Genomic DNA, 1,489 nt, shown 5'->3' with positions numbered 1-1,489 from the left:
GCTGGAGCCCGTTCCCCAGGTCACCCCGCGCACCGTGCCCTCCCTGCGCTCCGCGACCCCCGCGCCCGGCCCCGGCTGGCGGCCCGCCTCCGGCGCCCGCGTCGTCACCGACCCGGCCGGGCCCCTGGCCGGGGACGCCCGCCGCCTCGCCGCCGACCTCCGCCTGACCACGGCCGCGGGCCCGGCCCGCCCCGGCGACGTGGAACTGGCGCTGCGCCCCGGGCAGGGCGGCGGCCCCGAGGCGTACGAGCTGACCACCCGTGACCACAAGGTGCTCATCACCTCCGAAGGGACACCCGGCGTCTTCTACGGCACGCGCACCCTCCTGCAGGCCGTGCGCTCCGGCGGCGGGCTCCCCGAGGGCGTCGTCCACGACGCGCCCGACCGCGCGCAGCGCGGGCTCAACCTCGACACCGCCCGCAAGCACTTCACCGCCGACTGGATCGAGGCCCGCCTGCGCGAGATGGCCGACCTCAAGCTCAACCAGCTCGGGCTGCACTTCTCCGACGACCAGGGCTTCCGCATCGAGAGCGACACCCACCCCGAGGTCGTCTCCCCGGAACACCTCACCAAGGCGGAGGTCCGCCGCGTCATCGCCCTCGCGGACTCCCTGCACATCACCGTCGTCCCCGAGATCGACTCGCCCGGACACCTCGGCGCCGTCATGAAGGCCCACCCCGACCTCCAGCTCCGCGACGTCTCCGGCACCGCCGCCCGCGGCGCGGTCGACATCGCGAACCCCGCGGCCGCGAACATCGTCGACGACCTGCTGCGCGAGTACGCGCCGCTCTTCCCCGGCCCGTACTTCCACCTCGGCGCCGACGAGTACCGCGCGCTCACCGTCACGGACCCCGAGTCCTCCTACCCCGCCCTCGCCGCGCTCGCCCAGCGGAAGTACGGCACCGCCGCGCGCGTGGCGGACCTCGCCACGGGCTGGCTCAACGACCGGGCCGCCGTGCTGCGCACCCTCGGCAAGAAGGCCAAGGCGTGGAACGACGGCTTCTTCGCCGGGGGCGTCGTCACAGCCGACAAGGACATCGAGGTCGAGTACTGGACGGGCAAGGAACTCGGCGCGCGCGACCCGCGCGACTACCTGAACGAGGGACGGCCCGTGGTCAACCTCAACGACGAGTACCTCTACTACGTCCTCGGCGAACCGAACGAGTTCCGGTACCCGACCGGGCAGCGCATCTACGAGGAGTGGTCCCCGGACGTCCTCCGGGGCACGGCCCCGACCGCGCCGGGCCCGGACCGCGTCCTGGGCGGCCGCCTGGCGGTGTGGTGCGACCGCGCCGACGCGCAGACTCCCGACCAGGTGGCATCCGGAATCCGCCTTCCCCTGGCTGCCCTCGCCCAACGCCTCTGGGACCCACGTCAGCCGACGCTGTCGTGGCAGTCGTTCAGCGCGTTGACGACGCGGGTCCGTACGGGGTGATGCGCGTCTGCGGGTCCGGTGGGGCTTCTCGCGCAGTTCCTCGCGCCCCTGGGT

General features: G+C 74.1%; 1 protein-coding gene. It reads left to right on the top strand.

Translation table 11 applies throughout. From position 1 onward, the window contains the following. Positions 1 to 1,435 (top strand): glycoside hydrolase family 20 protein (locus tag K6I34_RS36845; RefSeq protein WP_229332372.1); only part of this gene is annotated, 1,435 nt, incomplete at its 5' end. Positions 1,436 to 1,489 lie beyond the last annotated feature (54 nt).

The organism is Streptomyces sp. UNOC14_S4 (assembly GCF_020740835.1).
Taxonomy (GTDB): Bacteria; Actinomycetota; Actinomycetes; order Streptomycetales; family Streptomycetaceae; genus Streptomyces.
Note: the sequence above shows the minus strand (reverse complement) of the source record. Positions and strands in the feature narration are given on the sequence as shown.